Below are 23,208 nucleotides of genomic sequence, written 5' to 3'. Positions count from 1 at the left end.
CGGGTACTTTTCAAGGAGAGAGCATGTCCCAGATTGCGGAGATTCACGCCCGCGAGATCATCGACTCCCGGGGCAACCCGACGGTCGAGGCCGATGTTGTCCTGGATTCCGGCGCCATGGGGCGCGCGGCGGTCCCGTCCGGTGCCTCCACGGGGGCCCGCGAGGCCCTGGAGCTGCGCGATGACGAGAAGCGCTACGGGGGCAAGGGCGTACTGAAGGCGGTGAGCCACGTGAACGGCGAGATCCGCGACGCGCTGCGCGGCATGGAGCTCGACCAGACCGCGGTGGATCGCCGCATGCTGGAACTGGACGGCACCGAGAACAAGTCGCGCCTGGGGGCGAACGCCCTGCTGGCCGTCTCCATGGCGACCTCGCATGCCCTCGCGGCCGATCGCGAGCAGCCGCTGTTCGAGACGCTGGGCGGGGAAGACGCCACGCTGCTGCCGGTGCCGATGATGAACATCATCAATGGCGGGGCCCACGCGGACAACAGCGTGGATATGCAGGAGTTCATGATCCTGCCGGTGGGCGCGGACTCGGTGCGCGAGGCGGTGCGCTACGGCGCCGAGGTCTTCCATGCGCTGAAGAAGGTCCTGGCCAAGCGCGGCCTGGCCACGGCGGTGGGCGACGAGGGTGGCTTCGCCCCCGATCTGCCGTCCAATTCCGCGGCGATCGAGGTGATCCTGGAGGCCATCCACAATGCCGGCTTCAAGGCCGGCGAGGACATCTGGATCGGCCTCGACTGCGCCAGCTCCGAGTTCTACCGCGACGGCCGCTACCACCTGGACTCCGAGGGCAAGGCCTTCTCGGCGGACGAATTCTCCGACTACCTCGCCCACTGGGTGGACCAGTACCCGATTCTGACCATCGAAGACGGGATGGCGGAGGATGACTGGGAGGGCTGGAAGACCCTGACCGAGCGCCTGGGCCAGCGCGTGCAGCTGGTGGGCGATGACCTGTTCGTCACCAATACGCGCATCCTGCAGGAAGGCATCGACAAGGACATCGCGAACTCCATCCTGATCAAGCTCAATCAGATCGGGACCGTCACCGAGACGCTGGAAGCGGTCGAACTGGCGCGCAAGGCCAACTACACAGCAGTGATCTCGCACCGCTCGGGCGAGACCGAGGACGTCACCATCGCGGACCTCGCGGTCGCCACGCGAGCCGGGCAGATCAAGACCGGTTCGCTGTCGCGTTCCGACCGGGTGGCCAAGTACAACCAGCTGATCCGGATCGAGGAACACCTGGGGAGCCGGGCCCGCTACCCGGGTATGTCGGCGTTCACCTTCGGGCGCTGAGGCGGTTGCGGGGCGGCCGTGTCGAGGATGCAGTCCGCAGCCTGCGGCGCGGTTCCTGTCCCGGGACGTCCGGGCCTCGTAGAATGCCGGGCATGCCGGCCACTCGTAAAAGCCCTCGTTCCGTTGTACCCGCGCTCGGCGCGGTGCGCGGGCGAGGGCTTTTCTTTGGGTTCAAGTCGATGGAGTGCGGGTGATGCGCGGCCTGCTGATCGGGCTGGCGCTTGTGCTGCTGGCACTGCAATGGCCCCTGTGGCTGGGCGAGGGGAGCTGGCGCGACGTGCGCGACCTGCGCGAGCAGGTCGAGCGCCAGCAGGCCTCGAACGCCGAACTGGAGCAGCGCAATCAGGCCCTGGAGGCGGAGGTGCGAGACCTGCGCGGCGGAACCGAGGCGGTGGAAGAACGGGCCCGGCGCGACCTGGGGATGATCCGCGAGGACGAGGTCTTCTTCTTCGTGGTGGGCGAGGACGAACCCGCCACGCTGGACATCGAGCCGCTCCCCGGATCGGCCGGGCAGACCGAGCCCGGTCCCGACTCGCGGGTGCCCGAGGAGGCCGAGCCGGCCACCGACACCCTGCCACCGGAGGATCCCTTTGATGGCTGACACCGGGGGCGCAGCGGCGCGCGAACCGGCCTTCTGGGCACTGATCCCGGCGGCCGGCATTGGCCGGCGCATGGGGTCCGACCGTCCCAAGCAGTACCTGACGCTGGGTTCGCGGACGATCCTGTCGCATACCCTCTCGATCTTCCTCGAGCATCCGCGCATTCGCGGCGTGGTGCTGGTGCTGGGACCCGACGTGGATCCCGACGCCCTGGATCTGCCGCTGGCGGGCGGGCGGCTGTTCCGTGCCGCCGGCGGAGCGGAGCGGGTGGATTCCGTGCAGAATGGCCTGGACTTCCTGGCCGAACGGGCGCACGCGGACGACTGGGTACTGGTCCATGATGCGGCCCGTCCCTGTCTGCCGCAGGCGGATGTGGACCGCCTGTTGCGTGAGTTGCGGGATGACGCGGTGGGCGGGTTGCTGGCCAGCCCCAGTACCGACACCATCAAGTGGAGCGATGGCGGCGGCCGCGTGGAGCGGACGCTGGACCGGGAGCGGGTCTGGCGCGCCCTGACCCCACAGATGTTCCGGCTGGGGATGCTGCGAGAAGCGAATGCGCGCGCACGCGATGCGGGTCATGCGGTGACTGACGAGGCCAGCGCGATCGAGTTTCTGGGGCAGGCCCCGCGGCTGATCGAGGGTTCGGCGATGAATATCAAGATCACGCGGGCGGAAGATCTGGAGCTGGCCCGTCTCTACCTGATGCAGCAGGGCCGGCTGGAAGGACGGTTCAGCGCATGAGCGGGTTGCGCATCGGCCAGGGCTTCGACGTGCACGCCTTCGGTGAAGGGGATCATCTGGTCCTCGGCGGCGTGCATATCCCGTTCGAGCGTGGCTTCGTCGCGCATTCGGACGGCGACGTGCTGCTGCATGCGGTCTGCGATGCCCTGCTCGGCGCCGCCGCCCTGGGTGACATTGGACGACACTTTCCGGATACCGATCCCGCATTTCGCGGCGCGGACAGCCGCGTCCTGCTGCGGGAGGTCCTCCAGCGTGTTGCGGCGGCCGGCTGGCGCCCGGTCAACATCGACTCCACCGTGATCGCGCAGGCGCCAAAGCTGGCGCCGCACGTCCCCGCCATGCGCGATCATATCGCCGCGGATACCGGCCTGGTGCCCGAGGCCGTCAGCGTGAAGGCCACGACGACCGAACATCTCGGGTTCACCGGGCGCAAGGAGGGCGTGGCGGCGCAGGCAATCGTGCTGCTGGAACCGGCCTCGGGGATGCTGCGGGTATGACCGGGGCCGGGCGCGGGAATGCGGGAGTCCTCGGCCTGCATCACGCCAGCCTGGTCATTGCGGACGTTCAGGCCGCGCGCGAGTTCTACGGGCACCACCTTGGGCTGGCGCCGCTGGAGCGGCCCGAACTCGGATTTCCGGGGCTGTGGTACGACCTCGGCAACGGCCAGGCCCTGCACCTGCTGCGGGTGCCGAACCCGGACCCGACCGAGCGTGCGGTACGGTGTGGGCAGGACCGCCACCTGGCGCTGCGCGTGGATGAGCTGGAGACCTTCGCCGCGCGGCTGGAGGCCGCGGGGTTTGCGGTGGAACGCAGTCGCTCCGGCCGCCCCGCGGCATTCGTACGGGATCCCGACGGCAACGCCATCGAGCTGATCGAGGACGGTGCCTGAATCGGCCAGAGAGAGTCCCCTCATGAGCGACGCGCGCTACATCCTCGCCCTGGACCAGGGCACGACCAGTTGCCGGGCCATCCTGTTCGACCGCGCGGGTACGATCGTCGGCGTGGCGCAGAAGGATTTCGCCCAGATCTATCCGCAGCCCGGCTGGGTGGAACACGACCCGATGGAGATCTGGGGTACCCAGATCGGCGTGGCGCGCGAAGTACTGGAGACGCGCGGCATCAAGCCCTCCCGACTGGCGGCGATCGGCATCACCAATCAGCGCGAGACCACGGTGGTATGGGACCGCGCCACGGGTGAGCCGATCGCCAATGCGATCGTGTGGCAGGACCGGCGTACCGCCGCGTTCTGCGACGAACTGAAGGCGCAGGGCCTCGAGGGCCTGCTGCGCGAGCGTACCGGTCTGGTCGTGGATGCCTATTTCTCGGCCAGCAAGCTGCGCTGGCTCCTGGATCACGTGGATGGGGCGCGCGAGCGCGCGGAACGGGGCGAACTCGCCTTTGGCACCGTGGACAGCTGGCTGATCTGGAACCTCACCCGCGGGGAACGTCACGTGACCGATGTGACGAACGCCGCGCGCACCCAGCTGTTCAACATTCACACCCTGGAATGGGATTCCGATCTGCTGGAGCGATTCGGGGTCCCGCGCGCGATGCTGCCCGAGGTGGTGGACTCCAGTGGCGTGCTGGGCGTCACCGGCGCCGAGATGTTCGGTGGCGCGGAGGTCCCGATCGCCGGCGTGGCGGGGGACCAGCATGCGGCCCTGTTCGGTCAGGGCTGTTTCGAGCCCGGCATGGCCAAGAACACCTACGGGACCGGCTGTTTTCTGCTGATGAACACGGGTGGCACGCCGGTGGAGTCCCGATCCGGCTTGCTCACCACCCTCGCGTGGTCGCTGGACGGCCGGGTGGAATACGCGCTGGAGGGCTCGATCTTTATTGCCGGGGCCGCGATCCAGTGGCTGCGCGACGAGCTTCACCTGATCGACGCGGCCGAGGATTCCGAGTACTACGCGGGCAAGGTGGCGGACGCCGACGGGGTCTACGTGGTGCCCGCCTTCGCCGGGCTGGGTGCGCCGTACTGGGACATGTACGCGCGCGGCGCCATCTTCGGCCTGACCCGTGGAACGCGCAAGGAGCACATCACCCGCGCCACGCTGGATGCACTGGCCTATCAGACACGCGATGTGATCGATGCCATGGCGCAGGACGCCGGGATCGGGCTGAAGGCCCTGCGGGTCGACGGCGGGGCCGTGGCCAACAACGTGATGATGCAGTTTCAGGCCGACATGCTCGGGGTGCAGGTCGAGCGCCCGGCGGTGACCGAGTCCACCGCGTTGGGGGCCGCCTGGCTCGCGGGACTGGCGGTCGGCTTCTGGACCCGTGACGAGTTGGCGCAGAAGGGTGGGCTGGACCGGGTGTTCGAGCCGCAGATGGACGCGGCCACGCGGGAACAGTACTACCGCGGCTGGAAGAAGGCCGTGAAGCGCACGATGGGCTGGGCGCGCGAGGACGACAGCGACTCGACGCCGTAGCGGGTGATGGTCTGGGGCCTCGCCGACGCGGGCGGGGGCTTCGCCGCCAAGGCGGCTCCCACAGGGGGTTGCAGGTAGAGCGATGGCTTCGACAGGCGGCGCGGCCCAGATCACTGTGGGAGCGGGCTTGTCCGCGAAGCCCCTGCCAGGCCCGGATTGGGCCCGGGGCTCAGTCCATGCTGGCCGGTTCGGCGGCGAGCTGGCCGGACTGGTAGTCGCTGATGGCCTGTTCGATCTCGTCGGAGGTGTTCATCACGAAGGGGCCGTAATGCGCGATCGGTTCGCCCAGCGGCCGCCCCTTGAACAGCAGCACGCGGGCATCCTGCTGGGCGATCAAGTGGATCTGGGTCTGGCCGCTCCACACACCCATCTGCCCGGTCTGCAGGCCGATGAGCTCGCCGTCGAACACATAGGCCAGCACGCGGTCCTCGAGCTGCACGGCAAGTGACAGGCGATAGCCGGCGGGCAGCGTCAGGTCGGCCATCGCGGCGCCTTCGCCAATCTGCGCCAGCGGGCCCTCGGTATCCCCGGCACTGGTCTGCCAGGATCCGGCAATGGCCTTGAAGCGCAGCGGGTCGTCGTCTTCCGGCAGGTGGCGCATTGCGTCGGCGTGCACGTCGCGATAACGCGGCGGGTCCATCTTGCGCCGGGCGGGCAGGTTTACCCACAGCTGGAAGCCGTGCAGGCCCTCGCTGTCGAGCAGGGGCATCTCGGAGTGGATCACGCCGCGGCCGGCGCTCATCCACTGGGCCTCGCCGGCCTCCACGCGGCCCTGATTGCCCATGGAGTCCTCGTGCGTCAGGCCGCCATGGACCAGGTAGGTCAGGGTCTCGAAGCCGCGATGCGGGTGGGCGGGAAAGCCGCCGATGTAGTCCTCGCGCGCGCTTGCCTTGAGCTCGTCCAGCATCAGGAAGGGGTCCAGCCCGCCACGAAAGTCATGGATGCGCCGAATCTTCACCCCGGCCCCGTCCTGGGTGGGATGGGAGGTCTTCACGCTGTCCGGCGGTGTCGGGTTCATGGCGTTCTCCTTCGCAACAGGTCTGCACCATACCGACCATGAAACGAAAAGAAAATTGCATCGTTTCCCGTCATGGGGCCTTTTGTCAGGCGGTGGACAGATCCCAGGAATCGGCAAACGCCTCCAGGCTCTCGATGAAATCGGGATCGTGTTCCTGACGGTTGATGGTCAGGTGCAGGACGACGGCCTGCGGGTCGGGCGGGTGCCCGGTGGTCAGCGTCCAGGCCAGGCCGTTGGGGCAGTCGGGCAGGGACAGGCGCACGCCACCGTTGATGACCTCGCGGTGCACCCGGAACTCGCCCCACAGGCAGTAGACCACGCCGGCATCGGGACCGTTGTCCTGGATCAGCGTGTCGATGGCATCACTGTGAGCGGGCAGGGCGGGGACGTTCAGCCGCCGCTGCAAGGTTTCGGCATCCAGGGTCGCGGGCAGATTGCGGAAGAATTCCATGGCGGTCACTCGTTGCGCGGCAGGAACACGGGCAGGCCGTCGACCTCGCCTACGCTCAGGCGCTGGTTGTAGAGGCGTTCCAGGGCACTGGGCACGAGCATGGTGGCGGTCGGGCCCCAGCATGCCTGGCCGTCGGGGAACAGCAGGAGCAGATGGTCGCAGTAGCGCGCGGCCAGGTTGACGTCGTGCAGGACCAGTACGGCGGCCCGGTGCGCCTGGGCAACGATGCCCTGCACGCGGTTCAGCACGGCGACCTGGTGATGCAGGTCCAGCTGACTGGTGGGCTCGTCCAGCAGGAGCAGGCTGGGGTCCTGGGTCAGCACCGTGGCGATGGCCAGGCGCTGACGCTCGCCGCCGGAGAGCGTGTCCACCATGCGGTGCTCCAGCTCGGCGAGATCCATCTCCGCCAGGGCGGCCCGGGCGCGGGCGTAATCCTCGGAGGTCTCGATGTCCCAGGGGCGCAGGTAGGGGTGCCGACCGATCAGCGCGGTCTCCAGTACCGTCGCGGGGAAGCCGTCGTGGTGGGTCTGGAAGACCAGGCCGATGCGCCGCGCCAGTTCCGCGCGGGGCAGGCGGGTGATCGCCTGGCCCCGGACCTCGATGGTGCCGGCGCGTGCGGTCCGCAGGCCGGCGAGCGTTTGCAGCAGCGTGCTCTTGCCCGCGCCGTTGGGGCCCAGGATGCCCCAGCACTGCCCGGGGTCGACGGTCAGTTCCAGCGGGGCGCCGGGTGCGCGCCCCGGGATGTCGATCACCAGGTCGTGGGTGGCAAGCAGCGTATCCGGGCCCGGCTTCTGGTGGACGCTGCGCGCGCCCAGGCCCGGGGCTTCATGCGGCCGGCTGTGGGCGGGTGCGGTGGGAGAGCTGGGTGCCATCAGCGGCTCCGGTACAGCAGGAACAGGAACACGGGGACCCCCAGCATCGCGGTGATTACGCCGACCGGCAACTGCTCCGGAGCGATCATGGTGCGGGCGAGGGTGTCGGCCAGCGTCAGCAGGATGCCGCCGCCCAGCGCGGAGGCCGGCAGGATCACGCGCTGGTCGTTGCCGAAGACCAGGCGCAGCATGTGCGGCACGATCAGCCCGACAAAGCCGACCGCGCCGACCTGCATGACCGCGGTCGCGGTGATCAGCGCGGCGGCGACATAGATGCTCCATTCCACCGGGCGCACCGCCACCCCGAGTGCAGCGGCCTGCATCGGGCCGCGCGCGAGCACGTTCAGCGTGCGGCCCAGCGGCAGGGCGAGGAACACGACCAGCACCAGCAGGATCCAGGCGGGATAGGGGTTGCGGGCATGGGACACATCGCCCATCAGCCAGTACAGCATGCCCGGAAGCTCGGCCGTCGGGCTGACTGCGAGCAGGAAACTGATCATGGCGCCCCAGCCCGCCGCGACCACCACGCCCGTCAGAAGCAGGCGCGTGGGGGTCCAGCTGCCGGTACCGTGCGCCAGGCCGAACACGATCACCGTGGACAGGAGGGCACCGGCGAACGCGGCCAGCGAGACGGAGAACATCGACAGGCCCGCGAGCATCGCCAGCAGGGCGCCGACGGAGGCGCCGCCGGAGAGGCCCAGCACGTAGGGATCGGCCAGCGGGTTGCGCAGCAGCACCTGCATCAGCGCGCCGGCCAGACCCAGCAACCCGCCTGCGGCAAAGGCCGCCAGGGCGCGCGGCAGGCGCAGCTCCAGCACCAGCGTGTCGTGCAGGCGGCTACCCTCGCCGAGCATCACCGCCAGCAGGTCGCCGGGCGCGATCGCGACACTGCCGAAGGCCAGCGCGATCAGCACCGCCAGCAGCGACGCCGGCAGCAGGACCGCGGCGGCAAGGAGGAAGGCGCGGGTCACGAGGGGTCAGTCCGCCCGGCGCAGGCGCGCCCGCTCGAGCTCCTCGCACATCAGGCGGGTGCCCTCGGCGATGCGCGGGGTATGGCGCTGCAGCAGGGACGGCGGGATGAAGAACAGGTTGTCGCGCTGGACCGCGGTCATGTCCTCCCATTGCGTCCAGGCGATGACCCAGTCGGGGCGATCCTCGCCCATGCCGCCGCCAATGATGACCTCCGGATCGGCCTCGATGACCGCCTCGCGATCCATGCGCGGGACCAGGCGATCCAGGTGGCCGAATACGTTTACCCCGCCGCACAGGCGGATCGCCTCGCTGATCAGGTGGTCGTCGTTCACCGTCATCAGGGGCTGTTCCCACACCTGATAGAACAGGCGTACCGGGTCGCGCTCGGCGTAGTCCTGGCGCAGGGTGTCGATCGCCTCCTCGAAGGCCTGCACGGCCGCGTCGCCCTGCGTCTCGGTGCCGGCGAGCTGTGCCATGCGGCGCATGCTGGCGGCCACGCCGTCGAAGCTGCGGGGCTCCGACACGTAGACGTGGAAGCCGAGCTCGCGCAGGTGTTCGATCTGGGATTGCGAGTTTCCGCTGCGCCAGGCAACGACCAGGTCCGGATCGAGCTGCACGACGCGCTCCATATCGATGCGGCTGTAGCCGCCCACCCGGGGAAGCATCTCCGCCTCCGGCGGGAAGTCGCTGTGCTGGGTCGCGCCCACCAGCTTGTCGCCGGCCCCGACGGCGAACAGGACCTCCGTGATATGCGGGGCGAGGCTGACGATACGCTCGGCGGGTTGTTCCAGCCGGATCTCGTGACCGTCATCGTCGGTCACCGAGACCGGGTCGGCCAGTGCCGGCGCCGTGCAAAGCAACGTCGCGACGAGCAGGGCGGAGGAGCGTCCGAGGGTCTTGAAATTCATAAAAATCCGGTGGTTGTGGCGCTGTTGCGAGGTCGAATGGAGGACGTCTGCGGTAGTGCGCGCAAGCCGCAAAAGCGTTTCATCATAGCAGCATGGGCAAGATGGTTTGGTGCCCAAATTGGTCGGGGGCGCGCCGAACGCGTATCATACGGCGGCTTGAATCAGGTGCCTGCAATGCGCAGGTGAAACGGGAAGCCGGTGCAAATCCGGCGCTGCCCCCGCAACGGTAAGTGAGCGGCGAACCACACCGCAGGCTTGGCCACTGTGCCCCCACGGGTCACGGGAAGGCGTCTGTGGCATCGGCAGCCGCCGACGCTCGCGAGCCCGGAGACCGGCCTGGTGATGACGCATCCTGCGATCGTGCGGCGGGCAACGATCGAGGGCACGGGCACCATCTGCGGTGCCCGTTCCTTCGTGGTTTCGCCGTGCCGTCGCCCCGACGGAAACGCATGACGAACCCAGACCCCAAACCGAAAGAAGGGCATCCGAACGCGTTCGCCTCGGCCGAGCGCGAGGCGGTTTATCGCGTGATCGGGGAACGCCGCGACATGCGCCATTTCCGCCCGGATCCGGTGGATGGCGCTACGCTGCGCCGGCTGCTGGAGGCCGCCCACCGCGCGCCCAGCGTCGGGTACATGCAGCCCTGGCGCTTCCTGCGGGTAACCGATCCGGCGCTGCGCGAGGCCCTGCATGCCCACGCCGCGGACGAGCAGGCCCGCACCGCCGAGGCCTGCGGGGAGCGCGCGGCGGAGGTGCACCGCCTGAAGCTGGAAGGGATCCGCGAGGCGGGGGAGTTGCTGGTCGTGGCCCTGACCGACGGCCGCGAACGCTATGTGCTGGGGCGCCGTACGCTACCGGAGATGGACCTGTGCTCGGCGGCCTGCGCGATTCAGAACCTGTGGCTGGCGGCCCGCGCGGAGGGGCTGGGCATGGGCTGGGTCTCGCTGTTCGATCCGGACTGGCTGGCGCGGCAGCTGGACATGCCGGAGGGCGGCTATCCGATCGCGGTGCTGTGCCTCGGCCATGTGGAGCGTTTCTACGACCGGCCAATGCTGGAGACCGCGGGCTGGGATCGTCGGCGGCCCCTGGAAGAACTGGTCTTTCAGGATCGCTGGGGCGTGCCCGGCGAGCTGGCAGCCGACCCGGATGCGGCAGGCGCCGGAAACGGGGCGGACGAACGGACCGGATCCGACAGCGCATGAGCGCCTTCCTGATCCTGATGGGCGCCCTGATCCTCGATCGCTTGTTCGGCGATCCGCGGCGATTCCACCCGCTGGCCGGGTTCGGTCGGCTGGCGGCCTGGGCCGAGTCCCGCTGGCATGCGCCCAGTCGCCTGCGCGGGGCGTTGCTGCTCGCGGCGTTGGTCCTGCCATGGGTGGCGCTGGCCGCTCTGGGGGCGTCGCTGGCCTGGGGCTGGTTGCTGTCGCTGGCGATCCTGACCCTGGCGATTGGCTGGCGCAGCCTGGACGAACACGCCGAGGTGGTCGCGCGGGCCCTGGAGACGGATGATTTGCACGGTGCCCGCACGGGCGTGGGGATGCTGGTCAGTCGGGACACGGAGGCCCTGGACGTGCGCGGGGTGAGCGGGGCGACCATCGAGTCGGTCCTGGAGAACGGCAACGATGCGCTGTTTGCCACGATCTTCTGGTTCCTGGTCGCCGGGGCACCAGGCGTGGTGGCCTACCGGCTGGTCAATACCCTGGATGCGATGTGGGGGTACCGTAACGAGCGGTATGCCACGTTCGGCTGGGCGGCCGCGCGGCTGGATGACGCCATGAACCTGATCCCGGCGCGTCTGACGGCCCTGGCCTATGCCCTGGCGGGGCGCGGGCGGGACGCATTGCAGTGCTGGCGTGAACAGGCCGCCGGATGGAAGAGCCCGAATGCCGGGCCGGTGATGGCCGCTGGGGCCGGTGCGCTGGGCGTGGTGCTGGGCGGCCCGGCGCCCTATGGCGGCCAGCGCGAGTGGCGTCCGCGTCTGGGCATGGGCCGCCTGGCCGATGCCGCGGGCATTCGCCAGGCGGTGGCGCTGGTGGACCGGGCGCTGGCGATCTGGATGGCGTTCATCGTGATGGGGGTGATTGTCGTTGTCCTGTTCTGATCCGCAGAAGGCCCCCATGCCCGAATCCCGGGCGCTCATGCAGGTGCACGGGGGTGGCGTGCGCCAGGCAGCTGCGCGCTACGGCATTCCGGCAAGCGAGTGGCTGGATCTCTCCACCGGCATCAACCCGCATGGCTATCCCGTGGGCGAGGTCCCGCAGCGGGTCTGGGCGCGGCTGCCGGAACCGGACGACGGGCTCGAGGCCGCGGCCGCTGACTATTACGGCACGGCGGCCCTTCTGCCCGTCGCGGGCTCGCAGGCGGCGATCCAGTTGTTGCCGGCGCTGCGCTCGGGTACGGCGCGCGTCGGCATCCTCGAACCCAGCTACAACGAGCACGCCCGGGCCTGGCGGGAGGCCGGACACACGGTACGCCCGCTAAACGGCGAGGCGATCGCCGCGGCGCTGCCCGAGCTGGACGTGCTGGTGCTGGTCCACCCGAATAACCCGACCGGGCAGTGCTTCGAGCGTGCGGACCTGCTGGCCTGGCATGCGGAACTGGCGGCGCGTGGTGGCTGGCTGATCGTGGACGAGGCCTTCATGGATGTGACGCCGGGGGCCAGTCTCGCGCAGGACGCACCGCGCGAAGGCCTGGTGGTGCTGCGTTCTCTCGGCAAGTTCTTCGGGCTGGCGGGCGCGCGGGTCGGGTTCGTGATCGCCGACGACGCGATGCGCGCGCAGCTGGCCGCCCGGCTGGGTCCGTGGGGTCTTGCCGGACCTTCGCGCTGGGTTGCTACCCGGGCGCTGACCGACCGCGCCTGGCAGGCCGAGACTCGGAGCCAGCTGCAGGCGCGCGGTCAGCGCCTGGCGGAACGGCTGCGTGCGCACGGGCTGGCGCCCACCGGCGGCACCGCGCTGTTCCAGTGGTGCCGGGTGGATGATCCCGCGGGTTGGCAGGACCATCTGGGCCGGCAGGGCATCCTGGTGCGTCGATTCGATGCGCCCGGGAGTCTTCGGTTTGGCCTGCCGGGTGACGCAGCCGAGTGGCAGCGCCTCGAAGCCGGGCTGCAGCGGGCATGACGGGTACGACGCTGATGGTGCAGGGGACGACCTCGGATGCCGGCAAGAGCGTGCTGGTCGCGGGGCTCGCGCGGGTGCTGCACCGCCGTGGACTGTCGGTGGTGCCGTTCAAGCCGCAGAACATGGCGCTGAACAGCGCCGTGACCGCCGATGGCGGCGAGATTGGCCGGGCCCAGGCCCTGCAGGCCGCCGCCTGCGGCCTAGAACCGCATACGGACATGAATCCCGTACTGCTCAAGCCCAGCTCGGACCAGGGCGCGCAGGTGATCATCCACGGGCGGCCCGCGGCGGAACTGGATGCGCGGGCCTATCACGACTACAAGCCGGTGGCCCGCGAGGCGGTACTGGCGTCGCACGGGCGCCTGACCGATCAGTACGACCACGTGCTGGTGGAAGGCGCGGGCTCGCCGGCGGAGATCAACCTGCGCGCGGGCGATATCGCCAACATGGGCTTCGCCGAGGCGGTGGACTGCCCGGTGATCCTGGTCGCGGATATCGACCGGGGCGGGGTGTTCGCGCATCTGGTGGGCACGCTGGCGCTTCTGAGCGAGACCGAGCGTGCGCGGGTTCAGGGCTTCGTCATTAACCGCTTTCGCGGCGATATTAGCCTGCTGCAGCCGGGGCTGGACTGGCTGGAACAGGAGACCGGCAAGCCGGTGCTCGGCGTGATTCCGTACCTGCACGGGTTGTATCTCGATGCCGAGGACGCCCTGCCGCGCGAGGCGGTGCCGGAGAAGGCTACGGATGCGCTGAAGGTGGTCGTCCCGGCCCTGCCGCGCATCTCCAACCACACCGATTTCGACCCGCTGCGCCTGCACCCGGCGGTGGATCTGCGTTTTGTCGGCCCCGGCGACTCGTTGCAGCCGGCGGATCTGGTGATCCTGCCGGGCTCCAAGGCGGTGCGCGACGACCTCGTCTGGCTGCGCGATCAGGGCTGGGAGGCCGCGCTGCAACGGCATGTGCGCTACGGTGGCAAGGTGCTGGGGATCTGTGGGGGCTTTCAGATGCTGGGGCGCGCCGTGCACGACCCCGACGGCGTCGAGGGCCGGCCCGGTTCCACGCCGGGGCTTGGCTGGCTCGATATCGAGACCCGCCTGGCCCCCGAAAAGCGTCTGGAGCGTGTTCACGGGGCTCGTGTGCTGGGCCGGGAGGCAGGCGTAGAAGGCTACGAGATTCATGCGGGCATCACGACCGGGCCCGGACTGGAGCAGCCGCTGCTGCATCTGGCGCACGGGTCGGATGGCGCGTGCAGCGAGGACGGTACGGTGGCCGGCACCTACGTGCATGGCGTATTCGACCGTTCGGAGGCCGCCGATGCCCTGCTGCACTGGGCGGGTATGCGGGCCGGTTCGGGACAGGGAGAAGACCTGGCAGCGGCGCGCGAACGCGGTCTTGCACGCCTGGCGGATACCCTGGAGGAACACCTGGACATGAAGCGTGTACTGGCCCTGCTGGGGGCTGTATCCACGGAGCCGGTGGCATGAAGACCCTGGTCCTGGGCGGCGTGCGTTCCGGGAAGAGCCGACTGGCCGAACGCCTGGCGGCGGAATCCGGCCTGCCGGTCACCTATGTCGCCACGGCACGGGCCGACGATGCCGAGATGGCGCGCCGAATCGAACGCCATCGCGCCGACCGCCCCGGCGACTGGGGCCTGGTCGAGGCGGACACGGGACTGGCGCGGGCACTGGAACAGGCCGCTGGCCCGGGCCAGTGCCTGCTGGTTGATTGCCTCACCCTGTGGCTGGCCCAGCTCCTATGCACCGAGGACGAGGCCCGGATCGAACGCGAGCGCGAGGCCCTGATCGAGACGATTCCGGGCTTGCCGGGCACGCTCGTCTTCGTCTCCAACGAGACGGGGATGGGCATTACCCCGATGGATGCACTGTCACGCCGCTTCGCCGACGAGGCCGGCTGGCTGCACCAGCGCCTGGCCCCCGAGATGGACCGCGTGGTCCTCACCGTCGCCGGTCTCCCGCATGTGCTCAAGGGTGACCGTCTGTGATCCAGGGCGGGCTTTGCTGTGGCCAGGATGGCGGGGATTCGCGGGCAAGCCCGCTCCCACAGGGCTGCCGCACATGCCTTTGTGGGAGCGAGTTTGTTTGTGGGAGCGGGCTTGCCCGCGAAGACGGATCGAATAGGGAGAACATGTGACCGAAGACTGTGACTGGCTGCAGGTGCCGCCGGCGCCCCTGAGTGCCGAGGCGCGCCGCGCAGCGGCCGAGCGGCAGGCCCAGCTGACCAAGCCGCCCGGCTCACTGGGCCAGCTGGAGGCGATCGCCGAACGCCTGGCCGCCATGCAGGGCGTGGGCCAACCGACGCTGGAGCAGGTGCACATCGCGGTGTTCGCCGGTGACCACGGCGTGGTCGCCGAAGGGATCTCGCGATTCCCCCAGGCGGTGACCGCGCAGATGGTCGCGAACTTCGCGAACGGCGGCGCGGCAATCTCGGTGCTGGCACGGCACCTGGGCGCGTCCATCGAGGTGATCAATCTGGGTACCGTGGCTCAGCCACCTGCCGTCAGCGGCGTGCAGCAGCTCAACCTGGGCCCCGGCACCGCGAACCTGGCCCGCGAACCGGCGATGACGCCAGCGCAGCTGGAGCGCGCGCTGAACGCCGGCCGTCAGTGTGCGGAGCGCGCCCGAAGAGGCGGGGCGCAACTGTTCATCGGTGGCGAGATGGGCATCGGCAATACCACGGCGGCCGCCGCACTTGCCTGTTCATTGCTGGACCTGCCGCCGGCCGATCTGGCCGGGCCCGGCACGGGTCTGGATGCCAATGGCGTGCGCCACAAGGCCGAGGTGATCGAACACGCGTTGAGGACTCACGTGGATGTGCGGGGCGATGCGCTGGGTAGCCTGCGCTGTCTGGGTGGCTTCGAGATCGCGGGCCTGGCCGGCGCCTATATCGCCGCAGCACAGATCGGGTTGCCGGTACTAGTGGACGGCTTCATCAGCACCTCGGCGGCGCTGGTGGCGGAACGCCTGTGCCCGGGCACAGCGGAGTGGTTCTTCTACGCCCATAGCTCGGCGGAGCCGGGCCACCAGCGACTGCTGCAGGCGCTGGCGGCCGAGCCACTGCTCGATCTCGGCATGCGCCTGGGCGAGGGGAGCGGGGCGGCCACCGCCGTGCCCCTGCTGCGCCTAGCCTGCGAGCTGCATTCGGGGATGGCGACTTTCGCCGAGGCGGGTGTGAGCGGAGAGGGCAGTTGAGCACGGACGCCACACGCATCGGCCTGCTGCGGCACGGCGAGACCACGGGCCAGGGGTTTTGTGGGCGTGGCAGCGATGTCCCGCTGACGGAAGCAGGCTGGCACGCAATGCGCGAGACACTCGCGCGTGACGCCGACTGGGATCGCGTCGTCTGCTCGCCGTTGATGCGATGCCTCGGGCCTGCCGAGGCGTTCGCCGAGCAGGCAGGCGTGCCACTCGCCGTGGACGAACGTCTGGCCGAACTCGACTTCGGCGACTGGGAAGGCCGAACAGCGGCGGCGCTGATGGAGACGCAGGCCAATGCCCTGGGCCGTTTCTGGGAAGACCCGCTGAATCATGCGCCGCCCAATGGCGAGTCGCTTCGAGCGTTTCGCGAGCGTGTGGTCACCGGCTGGAATGACCTGGTCCCCAACGAAGGGGAGCAGGTCCTCGTGATTGCCCACGGGGGTGTCATCCGCCTGATCCGCGCCCTGCACGAGGGCTGGCCGCTGGAAAAACTCCTGAGTATCGACGTCCCGCTCGCGTCCCTGCATATTGTCGAGCCATGGCAGGCCTACTGATGATTACCCATCCCGCACTGCAACAGGACCCCGAGCCAACCCGCGCCCGGGCACTTGCGTGCGGTTCTGCGGGAGCGTGCTTGCACGCGAAGCCCCGGCCCGCGCCCGACTCTGGCAAAGGCTTCGCTGCCCGCGCGATCGGGCAGGATCCCCGTAGGAGGCCAGCCCCCTGGCCGATCGGAACTATGCCAGCGCCCCATCGGCCAGGGGGCTGGCCTCCTACAGGCAGGGGTGACGGAGGGGGCCGTATGAACTCGGTATTGGCTCGCTTCTGGCCGATCGGGAAAATGCCAGCGCCCCATCGGCCAGAGGGCTGGCCTCCTACCGGCAGGAATGACGGAGGGGTCGCATGAACCCCGTGATGACGCCCCTCTGGCTGGCCATCCAGTTCCTCACACGCCTGCCGACCCCCGCGCTGGAGCCGCGCCCCGAAGATCTGGGGCGTTCCGTACTGACCTACCCACTGGTCGGGCTCATCCTGGGTCTGATCGTGGTGATCGTCGGCATCGCGCTGTCCGCCATTCCCGGCGCGCCGACGCTCCTTGTCGCGGCATTGGTGCTGACGTTCTGGGTGGCCCTGACGGGCGCGCTGCACCTGGACGGGCTGGCGGACACGGTGGATGCCTGGGTCGGGGGGCAACGCCATCCGGAGCGCGCCCGCGGGATCATGAAGGACCCGGCCTGCGGTCCCATGGCCGTCGCGGCAATGATCCTGGTGCTGGCGCTGAAGGGCACGGCACTGGTGGCCGTGGTGGAAGCCGGCGCGTGGATGGCCGTCCTGCTCGCCATCGTGCTGGCGCGCCTGGTGCCGCCGGTGCTGTTTCTGACTACGCCCTACGTGAACCCGGTGGGCCTGGGCGCGGAGATGGCGCAACACCTGCCGCGCGGGGCCGCGAAGGGCACGGTCGGTGTCGCGGCCCTGCTGGTACTGGTGCTGGGGCTGGTGTCGGGGCTGTGGGGCGTGATCGTGGCCGTCCTCGCCGCCGGGGCGCTGCTGTGGGGTGCCACCCGCCTCCTGAAACACTGGCTGGGCGGCTTCACCGGCGACACCGCCGGCGCCACGCTGGAGCTGGTGGAGACCTCCGTGCTGGTCATCCTCGTGCTGGCGCTCGGGCTTTATTAGCCCTCAATCCGGCGAGGGCCCTCCCATCGCCTTGTCCAGCAGTGCCAGACCTTCCTGTTCCCGGCCCTGACCACGCTGGGCGCGCACTCGGAAACGAGTTTCCGCATCGTGTTCAGCAATCATCAACGTGGCCATCTCGTCCACGAGCCGATTGACGCTAGTGCCACGTTCGCGTGCCAGCGCCTTCAGGCGTTCGTACTTTTCGTCAGGCAAACGAATCGTCAACCGAGCCACTGATGCGTCTCCCAGCCCAGGAGTAGATGGTACATCTCGGAAACCAGCGAAAGCCTGTCATCGAATGGTCACGTAACTGCCACATAATTTGCCGATGACTGTTCCCGTGAGATTTTATCCGGCTCGCATGACGCTGCGCTCGCTCGTGAACCCGCTGGCGGTCGTGCGCGACGCCCAGGCGATCGAGCCGGCACCGCCCTGGTGGCAGATCTTTCTGCGTCTGGCGTTCCCGGTGCTGCTGCTCAGCGTGATCGTCAGTCAGTGGCTGTATCAGCTCATCCCCACCGGGCTGCCGCCGGAGGCGATGCCCGGGGTGTGGGGGTTTGGCGTCTACAGCGTGCTTGCCATGAGTATCGGTGTGCTGGGCCTGGCGTGGTCCGCGCACTACCTGGCCGAACTCTTCCAGGGGCGCGGGGACCCGGACCGGGCCATGCTGGCGGTCAGTATCGGCCTGCTCCCGGCCTGGGTCGCCAAGGTCGCCGCCGCCTTTCCCTGGCCGTGGGGCAACGGCATCAGCCTGCTGCTGATCCTGTATTCGCTGTGGCTGCTGTACTGGTCGCTGCGTGGCATCCTCGGGCTGCGCCGCGGCAACCGCATCGGCCTGTTCGTGGCCACCGTCTTCTGCGGCGCCTTCATCACCCTCATCTTCGGCTGGGCCCTGATGGACCTGATCCCCGGCGCCACACCCGAGCACCGCATCGGCACCACCTGGCTGATCTGAGCCCCCGTTGTCGGGGCAACACTTGTAGGAGGCCAGCCCTCTGGGCGATCGGGTCGGACATCTGGCATTGATTAAGGAAATCGCCCAGGGGGCTGGGCTCCTACAGGAGCGGGACCGGCGGTGGGGGCTATCGCGTTGCGTGGGTGGTGCGGAGCCAAGGTTGAGTTCCGGGGCCTGTGTACAAAGCCTCTGAAACGCCGAGCAGGTGCTCGTCCTCACGATCCACCAGATCAAACAGCCGCGCGAGCCGCTGCGGTGGCGCCGTGACGGTCACAGGGCGACACCCGTGCAGTCGGCATGCGTATCGATGGGGCGGCGCGCGGTGCCTCGAGGATGCACCACGTTGTCCACGCGGCGTTCGCCCAGACGGCGTTGCAGTGCGACGTACAGTCGAAGTTGCCGGTCCAGCAGTTCATCCGGGGTGCCGTCCGCCTCGATGTAGAGGTCAATGTCGCCACCGCGTGCGGTAGCGTCCACGCGCGAGCCGAATAGCTTCACGTTTGCATCCGGCCCGAATGCACGGGCCACTTCCTCGCGGATAACCGTCTGTTGTTCGTCGCTCAGGCGCATCGCTCAAGTATATCAAGGCCCTGGGTCACATACCCGAACCGTCTCGCCTCCAACCACCACCGTCATCCTGCGAACCCGCCGCGAATCCACCACACCCCTGTCATTGCGAGGAGCGCAGCGACGAAGCAATCGCTCGGAATGAGCAAGTGTGCGGGAATCAAACGGCTTGCCACATGCAGCCGATTGCCACGTCGCCTGCGGCTCCTCGCAATGACGGGATGTGGTCGCTACCCTGGGGTGGCCGGCCCGTGGTCCCCGTTTCCGTAACTTTCTTCCACAGAACCGTCACCCCGGAAACCGCGCAGCGGTTATCTGGGATCTCTGCAGTGCGGGCTGCCCGTCGGTTGGAGTCTGGTCCGGCGTCTGGAGGTCCCGGCTCTCCGCTGCGCTGTGGCCGGGATGACGGTGAAGGGTGCGCTCTGCTGGGCATAACGGCGAGGCATGGGGTGCCGATGATGGCGTGGCTGTCGCGCGTTGGAGGGCGCATGCGCCGCGGGCGGCAAGGATTTGCCGCCCGCGGCGAAAAAAATTTCAACGAAGGGCTAAAGGTTCTGTGGGAAAGGTCGTTAAGGCATCTGAGAGCGGGGATCGGCCCGTTCACCAGAACCGCCCGAGGCGGTGACGAACGACTCTACAGGAGAGCGATCATGTCCCAAGTAATTAACACCAACGTTCTTTCCCTGAACGCCCAGCGCAACCTGAGCAACTCTCAGGGCGCGCTGGCCCAGAGCCTGGAACGTCTGTCCTCGGGCCTGCGTATCAACAGCGCCAAGGACGACGCGGCCGGTCTGGCCATTTCCGAGCGTTTCACCTCGCAGATTCGCGGCCTGAATCAGGCCGTACGCAATGCCAATGACGGCATCTCTTTCGCACAGAGCGCTGAGGGCGCCCTTGGTACAGTTGGCGATGCGATGCAGCGCATCCGCGAGCTTGCGGTGCAGGCGGCCAACGATACCAACTCTGCCTCCGATCGCGAAGCGCTGAACAACGAAGTCAACCAACTCGTTGAAGAGATCAACCGCGTTGCCAATTCCACCGAGTTCAACGGTGAAAATATCCTCAACGGTGAGCTGGAGGATCTGGTGTTCCAGGTGGGCGCGAACCAAGGTCAGACGATCTCAGTCGATGGAGTGGATTCTCGCACGAGCCAGCTTGGCGAGTCTCTTCTGGGTGGTGAGACGGTTAATATCGCAACTTTGGAGGACGCGGCGCCCTTCGACGAACTGAACAACGACCTGACCTTGAACGAGGTCGGGGTGAACCTGGCGGACGTTGAATCGTTCGATGACATCGTTGCGGCAATCAACGCGGTTTCAGATGACAGTGGTGTGACAGCCTCACGCGCGGATTCCGTCGAGACGGATCCACTTGCCTTCACGGCGTCTTCTGGCGGCGATACTACCGTTGAAATCAATGGTGAAACGATCACCATCGGCGAGAACGACGATGTAAATACCGCGGCGACGCTAATCAATGCGGAGTCGGGTGTGACGGGCGTTACGGCTACGGTTAATGATAATGACGAGCTGATTTTGTCATCGGATGATGACTTCACCTTTGAAGTCACCGCGTACGGGACAGACTCCGATATCGGTGGTTTTGATGCAGCGGAAGAGCAGGAATTCGTTCGCGCCATCAACCTCGAAGCCGGGGTCTCCGACGGGATTGTCGTAGGGGGTGATGATGCGGCTTTGCTTGGTCTGGACGGCACCGTGGAAGATAATGCGATTGCCGATGTGAGCGTGCTCACCCGCGAGGACGCCACGCAGACGATTGGGACAATTGATGCCGCTCTGCAGCAGGTCTCCAACCTGCGTTCCGAGTTGGGTGCGGTCCAGATCCGTTTCGAGAGCACTATCTCGAACCTGGAGATCTCGTCGGAAAACCTGTCCGCCGCCCGTTCGCGGATCATGGATGCCGACTTCGCTTCCGAGACGGCCGAGCTGACCCGTGCCCAGGTGCTGCAGCAGGCGGGTACCTCGGTGCTCTCGCAGGCCAACGCGGTTCCGCAGAACGTGCTGGCCCTGCTGCAGTAAGCTCGATCACTCGGGCTTCTGGTTGAGGGAGGATGGCGAGGGCGCCATCCTCCCCTTCTGAAGAGGACAGCGATATGAGTGATGGAATTGGCAATATCACATCACCGCTGGTTGCAGTGAACCCGCGCGGGGGCGAGGGGGCCAAGGCTCCTGGTTCCGGCGCGGGTCTTGTTCGTGGCGAAGGGCGGCCGGAGGCCGTGGTTCGTGCGGACAGTAGTTCGGAAGCAACGGCTCGTGGTTCCACCGGACCGGCGATCGAGGCCATGGACATGGACGAGGTCAACCAGGTGGTCGAGTCGATCAATTCCTATCTGCAATCCACCAAGCGGGCGCTGGAGTTCAGCGTGGACGACAGCAGCGGCCGCACGGTGATTACGGTGATGGACGGAGAACGCGAAGAGGTGATCCGCCAGATTCCGCCGGAGGCCGTACTGGCCCTGGTGGAACAGTTCCAGACCGAGCAGGAGCTCGGCGGGACGGGGCTGGCGGACAAGGCCTGACGGCTTCGTAGACCTGCAAGCGTGATGTTGAGTTAAGCCGGGCCCGGCAGCGGGTCCGGCTTTTTTCGTTGGGTGGAGCACCGACTCTTCTACGTAACCCGCCCGGCCACCCCTTCCTCGTCATCCCGGCCGGAGCGAAGTGGGGAGACAGAGTCTCCCATGGATGTGGTTCCCCGGACGCTGTGCTGCCGCTGGGCAGTGGAGATCCCGGATAACCGCTGCGCGGTTTTCGGAATGACGGGGGGCTCCAGGATACTGCGGCACGTTCGAGTGGCGGGTGGGTGCCAGGTTCTGGAGATTGCTTCGCTTCGCTCGCAATGACGGGTATTTTTGGGGCATCGAGTCGGGGCGCGGCTTGGCGATTTTGAGGCGGTTTTCCTGCGGCGAGCTCAAGTTTTGGGCTAGGCTGTCGTAAATAGATATATCGCACGTGCAAAGGGTCCGAGACGTCGGACACCGAGGAGCATCAAGACCATGGCTATCAGTTCACTGGGTGTTGGGTCGGGACTGGATCTGAATCAGATCGTCGGTGATCTGATCAACGCTGAACGAGTCCCGAAGGAGCAGCGTTTCGATCGTCGCGAGGGCCGGATTGAGGCGCAGATTTCCGCGTTCGGCAAGCTTACCAACAGTGTGGAGCAAGTCGGTGGCAGCTTGAGCCAGCTGGCGGGCTTCGAGCTGTCCCAGTCCGCGGAAGTTTCCGACTCCAGCGTGGCCAGCGTGACCTCCGACGGCACCGCGGCGAATGGCAATTTCTCTTTGCAGGTGGATCAGCTGGCGCAGGCCCAGAGCGTAGCGACGGCGCCGGGCCAGTTCGCCGATGCGGATGCCGAGGTGGGTGCCGGTCAGCTGGAGATCAGCGTGGGCGGCGGGAACGCCATCACCATCGATGTCGAGGAGGGCGATACCCTCCGGGACGTGCGCAACGCGATCAACGAGGCCGGTGGTGGTGTGACGGCCTCGATCGTGAATGACGGCAGTGGTGCGCGGCTGGTGCTGAATGCAACCGAAACCGGTGCCGACAACACGATCTCGGTAGCGGTCAATGGTGACACCGGGGCCGCCAACGACGGTCTCGGGCGCCTGGCCAGCGACAACCTGGAAACCACGCAGGAAGCCCGGGACGCCGTGGCGGTGATCAATGGCCTGACCGTGACCAGCTCGAACAACACGCTGGACGATACGATCGAGGGCCTGAACATCGAGCTTCGCGGGGCATCCGAGTCCCCCGTGACGGTCTCCGTGAGCGAAGACCAGGACCAGTTGCGCGAGGCCCTGCAGGGGTTTGTGGAGTCTTACAACTCCCTGGTGGGGCAGACCCGTGAGTTGACCTCTTTCAACCCCGATTCCGAGGAAGGCTCGGTACTGACGGGCGACAGCACGGTGCGTGGTATTCGCAGCCGCCTGGGCAACGCGCTGATCCAGCCGGCCCAGGTGCCGGACGCGAACGCCCAGACGCTGGCGGAGCTGGGGATTGTGTCCAACCGCGACGGGACGCTTTCTTTTGACGGTGCACGCTTCGACCGTGCGATGGAGACAGACGGTTTTGACCGTGTCACCGAGATCGTGCGCGAGGTCGGCGGGCGCATGCAGGAAGTCACCGATGGCTTTATCGGGCCGGAGGGGTTGATCAATGCGCGCACTGACGGTCTGCGCAACGATCTGGAACGCATCGGCCAGCAGCGCGAGAATCTGGAAGTACGCTTGGAACGGATGGAAGAACGGCTGGTTGGCCAGTTCTCGCGGATGGACAGCGCCGTGGCGCAGATGCAGAGCACGGGTGATTTTCTGATGGGGCAGCTGGCGAACATGCCGCTGGCCCAGAACAATTCTCGTCGATAG

25 protein-coding genes and 1 riboswitch are annotated in these 23,208 nt (G+C 67.8%); of the genes, 18 read left to right on the top strand and 7 right to left on the bottom strand.

The genetic code is table 11. The features are described 5' to 3' along the window. The first annotated feature begins 23 nt into the window (after positions 1–23). From eno to glpK, 6 genes are all read left to right on the top strand, one after another. Positions 24–1,301 carry a phosphopyruvate hydratase gene (gene eno, locus F614_RS0101315; RefSeq protein WP_019558078.1) on the top strand — a complete coding sequence of 426 codons (1,278 nt, stop codon included), beginning with the start codon at positions 24–26 and terminating at the stop codon, positions 1,299–1,301. Positions 1,302–1,494: 193 nt separating this feature from the next. Continuing rightward, positions 1,495–1,902, top strand: a complete 408-nt coding sequence (gene ftsB, locus F614_RS0101310; RefSeq protein ID WP_018882039.1) for a cell division protein FtsB — start codon at positions 1,495–1,497, stop codon at positions 1,900–1,902. After that, on the top strand, positions 1,895–2,641 hold the full coding sequence (gene ispD / locus F614_RS0101305) for a 2-C-methyl-D-erythritol 4-phosphate cytidylyltransferase (protein ID WP_018882040.1): 747 nt from the start codon (positions 1,895–1,897) through the stop codon (positions 2,639–2,641). Before ftsB ends, ispD begins: the two co-directional genes overlap by 8 nt. Further along, entirely contained in the window at positions 2,638–3,138 is a 501-nt protein-coding gene (gene ispF, locus F614_RS0101300; protein ID WP_018866966.1) for a 2-C-methyl-D-erythritol 2,4-cyclodiphosphate synthase, read from the top strand. Before ispD ends, ispF begins: the two co-directional genes overlap by 4 nt. Further along, positions 3,135–3,530: a VOC family protein gene (locus F614_RS0101295; RefSeq protein WP_018866965.1), complete on the top strand. Its 396-nt coding sequence runs from the start codon at positions 3,135–3,137 to the stop codon at positions 3,528–3,530. Before ispF ends, F614_RS0101295 begins: the two co-directional genes overlap by 4 nt. 22 nt (positions 3,531–3,552) lie before the next feature. Continuing rightward, positions 3,553–5,073, top strand: coding sequence for a glycerol kinase GlpK (glpK, locus tag F614_RS0101290; protein ID WP_019558077.1), 1,521 nt, complete (start codon positions 3,553–3,555; stop codon positions 5,071–5,073). A gap of 169 nt (positions 5,074–5,242) precedes the next feature. Here glpK and F614_RS0101285 read toward each other — a convergent pair whose 3' ends face one another. From F614_RS0101285 to F614_RS0101265, 5 genes are all read right to left on the bottom strand, one after another. Beyond that, the gene (locus F614_RS0101285) at positions 5,243–6,091 is read right to left on the bottom strand and encodes a pirin family protein (RefSeq protein WP_018866963.1); all 849 of its coding nucleotides are present in this window, start codon (positions 6,089–6,091) and stop codon (positions 5,243–5,245) included. 85 nt (positions 6,092–6,176) lie between these two features. Continuing rightward, positions 6,177–6,542: a hypothetical protein gene (locus F614_RS0101280; RefSeq protein ID WP_018866962.1), complete on the bottom strand. Its 366-nt coding sequence runs from the start codon at positions 6,540–6,542 to the stop codon at positions 6,177–6,179. 5 nt (positions 6,543–6,547) lie between these two features. Further along, positions 6,548–7,414, bottom strand: coding sequence for an ABC transporter ATP-binding protein (locus tag F614_RS0101275; protein ID WP_019558076.1), 867 nt, complete (start codon positions 7,412–7,414; stop codon positions 6,548–6,550). Beyond that, complete coding sequence (locus tag F614_RS0101270) at positions 7,414–8,385, bottom strand: iron ABC transporter permease (protein WP_018866960.1); 972 nt, start codon at positions 8,383–8,385, stop codon at positions 7,414–7,416. The genes F614_RS0101275 and F614_RS0101270 overlap by 1 nt, the downstream gene beginning before the upstream one ends. Before the next feature lie 6 nt (positions 8,386–8,391). Next, the gene (locus F614_RS0101265) at positions 8,392–9,294 is read right to left on the bottom strand and encodes a cobalamin-binding protein (RefSeq protein WP_019558075.1); all 903 of its coding nucleotides are present in this window, start codon (positions 9,292–9,294) and stop codon (positions 8,392–8,394) included. A 146-nt stretch (positions 9,295–9,440) separates the two neighbouring features. Continuing rightward, positions 9,441–9,649, top strand: a riboswitch (cobalamin riboswitch). A 94-nt stretch (positions 9,650–9,743) separates the two neighbouring features. Between F614_RS0101265 and bluB the strand changes: the two genes are divergently transcribed. From bluB to cobS, 8 genes are all read left to right on the top strand, one after another. Continuing rightward, positions 9,744–10,496: a 5,6-dimethylbenzimidazole synthase gene (bluB, locus tag F614_RS0101260; RefSeq protein WP_019558074.1), complete on the top strand. Its 753-nt coding sequence runs from the start codon at positions 9,744–9,746 to the stop codon at positions 10,494–10,496. Further along, positions 10,493–11,395, top strand: coding sequence for an adenosylcobinamide-phosphate synthase CbiB (cbiB, locus tag F614_RS0101255; RefSeq protein WP_018882046.1), 903 nt, complete (start codon positions 10,493–10,495; stop codon positions 11,393–11,395). The genes bluB and cbiB overlap by 4 nt, the downstream gene beginning before the upstream one ends. 16 nt (positions 11,396–11,411) lie before the next feature. Beyond that, the gene (cobD, locus tag F614_RS0101250) at positions 11,412–12,413 is read left to right on the top strand and encodes a threonine-phosphate decarboxylase CobD (protein ID WP_026329774.1); all 1,002 of its coding nucleotides are present in this window, start codon (positions 11,412–11,414) and stop codon (positions 12,411–12,413) included. After that, positions 12,410–13,897: a cobyric acid synthase gene (locus F614_RS0101245; protein ID WP_019558072.1), complete on the top strand. Its 1,488-nt coding sequence runs from the start codon at positions 12,410–12,412 to the stop codon at positions 13,895–13,897. The genes cobD and F614_RS0101245 overlap by 4 nt, the downstream gene beginning before the upstream one ends. Further along, entirely contained in the window at positions 13,894–14,415 is a 522-nt protein-coding gene (gene cobU / locus F614_RS0101240) for a bifunctional adenosylcobinamide kinase/adenosylcobinamide-phosphate guanylyltransferase (protein WP_019558071.1), read from the top strand. The genes F614_RS0101245 and cobU overlap by 4 nt, the downstream gene beginning before the upstream one ends. Positions 14,416–14,560: 145 nt before the next feature. Then, positions 14,561–15,622 carry a nicotinate-nucleotide--dimethylbenzimidazole phosphoribosyltransferase gene (gene cobT, locus F614_RS0101235; RefSeq protein WP_019558070.1) on the top strand — a complete coding sequence of 354 codons (1,062 nt, stop codon included), beginning with the start codon at positions 14,561–14,563 and terminating at the stop codon, positions 15,620–15,622. Continuing rightward, the gene (locus tag F614_RS0101230) at positions 15,619–16,182 is read left to right on the top strand and encodes a histidine phosphatase family protein (RefSeq protein WP_019558069.1); all 564 of its coding nucleotides are present in this window, start codon (positions 15,619–15,621) and stop codon (positions 16,180–16,182) included. The genes cobT and F614_RS0101230 overlap by 4 nt, the downstream gene beginning before the upstream one ends. Positions 16,183–16,531: 349 nt before the next feature. Continuing rightward, complete coding sequence (cobS, locus tag F614_RS0101225) at positions 16,532–17,305, top strand: adenosylcobinamide-GDP ribazoletransferase (protein WP_019558068.1); 774 nt, start codon at positions 16,532–16,534, stop codon at positions 17,303–17,305. A gap of 3 nt (positions 17,306–17,308) precedes the next feature. Here cobS and F614_RS0101220 read toward each other — a convergent pair whose 3' ends face one another. Continuing rightward, complete coding sequence (locus tag F614_RS0101220) at positions 17,309–17,518, bottom strand: hypothetical protein (RefSeq protein WP_018866950.1); 210 nt, start codon at positions 17,516–17,518, stop codon at positions 17,309–17,311. A gap of 115 nt (positions 17,519–17,633) precedes the next feature. On the opposite strand from F614_RS0101220, the gene F614_RS0101215 reads away from it, so the two are divergent. Further along, positions 17,634–18,260, top strand: a complete 627-nt coding sequence (locus F614_RS0101215; protein WP_026329773.1) for a YIP1 family protein — start codon at positions 17,634–17,636, stop codon at positions 18,258–18,260. Between the two features lie 270 nt (positions 18,261–18,530). On the opposite strand, the gene F614_RS0101210 is transcribed toward F614_RS0101215, so the two are convergent. Next, a complete protein-coding gene (locus F614_RS0101210) occupies positions 18,531–18,830 on the bottom strand; it encodes a hypothetical protein (protein WP_018866947.1) in 300 nt (99 codons plus the stop codon). A 647-nt stretch (positions 18,831–19,477) separates the two neighbouring features. Here F614_RS0101210 and F614_RS0101205 point away from each other — a divergent pair. From F614_RS0101205 to fliD, 3 genes are all read left to right on the top strand, one after another. Then, positions 19,478–20,866: a flagellin gene (locus F614_RS0101205; RefSeq protein WP_019558066.1), complete on the top strand. Its 1,389-nt coding sequence runs from the start codon at positions 19,478–19,480 to the stop codon at positions 20,864–20,866. Between the two features lie 32 nt (positions 20,867–20,898). Continuing rightward, on the top strand, positions 20,899–21,366 hold the full coding sequence (locus F614_RS15035) for a flagellar protein FlaG (protein WP_369771860.1): 468 nt from the start codon (positions 20,899–20,901) through the stop codon (positions 21,364–21,366). A 474-nt stretch (positions 21,367–21,840) separates the two neighbouring features. Next, entirely contained in the window at positions 21,841–23,208 is a 1,368-nt protein-coding gene (gene fliD, locus F614_RS0101195; protein ID WP_018875527.1) for a flagellar filament capping protein FliD, read from the top strand.

This window comes from Thioalkalivibrio sp. ALE12 (assembly GCF_000381105.1).
Classification (GTDB): domain Bacteria; phylum Pseudomonadota; class Gammaproteobacteria; order Ectothiorhodospirales; family Ectothiorhodospiraceae; genus Thioalkalivibrio.
The sequence above is the reverse complement of the archived record's forward strand: the minus strand, read 5'-3'. Positions and strand labels throughout refer to the sequence as shown.

Bases quoted from the DNA above. Each gene is read 5' to 3' on its own strand.
- eno (WP_019558078.1), top strand. From the start codon at position 24: ATGTCCCAGATTGCGGAGATTCACGCCCGCGAGATCATCGACTCCCGG.
- ftsB (WP_018882039.1), top strand. From the start codon at position 1,495: ATGCGCGGCCTGCTGATCGGGCTGGCGCTTGTGCTGCTGGCACTGCAA.
- ispD (WP_018882040.1), top strand. From the start codon at position 1,895: ATGGCTGACACCGGGGGCGCAGCGGCGCGCGAACCGGCCTTCTGGGCA.
- ispF (WP_018866966.1), top strand. From the start codon at position 2,638: ATGAGCGGGTTGCGCATCGGCCAGGGCTTCGACGTGCACGCCTTCGGT.
- F614_RS0101295 (WP_018866965.1), top strand. From the start codon at position 3,135: ATGACCGGGGCCGGGCGCGGGAATGCGGGAGTCCTCGGCCTGCATCAC.
- glpK (WP_019558077.1), top strand. From the start codon at position 3,553: ATGAGCGACGCGCGCTACATCCTCGCCCTGGACCAGGGCACGACCAGT.
- F614_RS0101285 (WP_018866963.1), bottom strand. From the start codon at position 6,091: ATGAACCCGACACCGCCGGACAGCGTGAAGACCTCCCATCCCACCCAG.
- F614_RS0101280 (WP_018866962.1), bottom strand. From the start codon at position 6,542: ATGGAATTCTTCCGCAATCTGCCCGCGACCCTGGATGCCGAAACCTTG.
- F614_RS0101275 (WP_019558076.1), bottom strand. From the start codon at position 7,414: ATGGCACCCAGCTCTCCCACCGCACCCGCCCACAGCCGGCCGCATGAA.
- F614_RS0101265 (WP_019558075.1), bottom strand. From the start codon at position 9,294: ATGAATTTCAAGACCCTCGGACGCTCCTCCGCCCTGCTCGTCGCGACG.
- bluB (WP_019558074.1), top strand. From the start codon at position 9,744: ATGACGAACCCAGACCCCAAACCGAAAGAAGGGCATCCGAACGCGTTC.
- cbiB (WP_018882046.1), top strand. From the start codon at position 10,493: ATGAGCGCCTTCCTGATCCTGATGGGCGCCCTGATCCTCGATCGCTTG.
- cobD (WP_026329774.1), top strand. From the start codon at position 11,412: ATGCCCGAATCCCGGGCGCTCATGCAGGTGCACGGGGGTGGCGTGCGC.
- F614_RS0101245 (WP_019558072.1), top strand. From the start codon at position 12,410: ATGACGGGTACGACGCTGATGGTGCAGGGGACGACCTCGGATGCCGGC.
- cobU (WP_019558071.1), top strand. From the start codon at position 13,894: ATGAAGACCCTGGTCCTGGGCGGCGTGCGTTCCGGGAAGAGCCGACTG.
- cobS (WP_019558068.1), top strand. From the start codon at position 16,532: ATGAACCCCGTGATGACGCCCCTCTGGCTGGCCATCCAGTTCCTCACA.
- F614_RS0101215 (WP_026329773.1), top strand. From the start codon at position 17,634: ATGACTGTTCCCGTGAGATTTTATCCGGCTCGCATGACGCTGCGCTCG.
- F614_RS0101210 (WP_018866947.1), bottom strand. From the start codon at position 18,830: ATGCGCCTGAGCGACGAACAACAGACGGTTATCCGCGAGGAAGTGGCC.
- F614_RS0101205 (WP_019558066.1), top strand. From the start codon at position 19,478: ATGTCCCAAGTAATTAACACCAACGTTCTTTCCCTGAACGCCCAGCGC.
- F614_RS15035 (WP_369771860.1), top strand. From the start codon at position 20,899: ATGGCGAGGGCGCCATCCTCCCCTTCTGAAGAGGACAGCGATATGAGT.
- fliD (WP_018875527.1), top strand. From the start codon at position 21,841: ATGGCTATCAGTTCACTGGGTGTTGGGTCGGGACTGGATCTGAATCAG.